The sequence below is a fragment of the Mesorhizobium sp. M7A.F.Ca.CA.002.05.1.1 genome, from assembly GCF_003998335.1.
In the GTDB taxonomy this organism is placed as follows: domain Bacteria; phylum Pseudomonadota; class Alphaproteobacteria; order Rhizobiales; family Rhizobiaceae; genus Mesorhizobium.
On sequence record NZ_RZQI01001407.1, the window covers coordinates 1 to 930 of the forward strand.

1 protein-coding gene is annotated in these 930 nt (G+C 62.6%); it reads right to left on the reverse strand.

Going from position 1 to position 930, the window contains the following annotated elements:
* The coding region (locus tag EN939_RS35940; protein ID WP_127272028.1) for a VpsF family polysaccharide biosynthesis protein at positions 1-930 on the reverse strand (930 nt) is incomplete at both ends.

The window sequence follows — 930 nt, forward strand, 5'->3', positions numbered from 1 at the left end:
GCGTAATTCCAGGTGCTTGAAGAGCTCGAACATCTCGACGCGGGCATTGGCGCTGCCGCTGTCCGACACGAAGCGCTCCAGCAGCGCATCGAAAAAGCCATAATATGCCGCCACGATGATGACGACCGGCAGCAGCGCGGCAAGCATGAAGCCGAGTGCCGCACCCAAGAGATTGACGCGTCCCCGGCGCAATTTGCTGATGCCCTTGGAAAGCAGATAGCAACCGCCCAGCACAATCGTCATCACCATCGCCGAACGGCCGCCGAACGCGACAAGTGCCGCGCATTGCAGGCCGATCAATCCTATCCGCACAGGCGTCGACAGGGATCTGGCACCGGAGAGCAGCGCAAGCACGTAGATCGACGTCACCATGGCATTGGCGAGCGGATGTCCCTGCAGCGCGCTCGAGCGCAGATCGGTGGTAAACGCCACGCCGTCGAGGCGATAGGGGAAGATAAGCGTCTTGGTGGCGAACTCGAAAAGGGCAAGCAGCGCATTCGCCGTCATGACAACGTGAACGACGGTCTGCAGCCCGGCGAATGTCCGTTCGTCGTCCTCGCTGAGCATCAGCACCAGAAGTGCCGCGGCCACGAACGTATCGATCATGCCAGCCATGCCGGGCCGCTGCCTGGCGATGACGACGAACAAAAGCACGATCGATATGGCGGCCATCAGCGCGCTGGCCGGCCGCCTGTCGGCGAGATGGACGATATAGCCGACCGGATTGCCTGACGCACAGGAGCGCCAGGCAAACAAGAGGACGATGAGATAGGTGGACGGGTGGATCTTGGTCGCCGGGTTGCCGAACAGGCCATCATAATTGTAGCCGACCAGCCACAGCATGCCGCCCGAGATGCCGAACAGCACCGCTACCGCCGCGATCAGTCCGAAGCGCGTCAGCGCATCGAGCGACGTGCCGGCGCGGGGTGC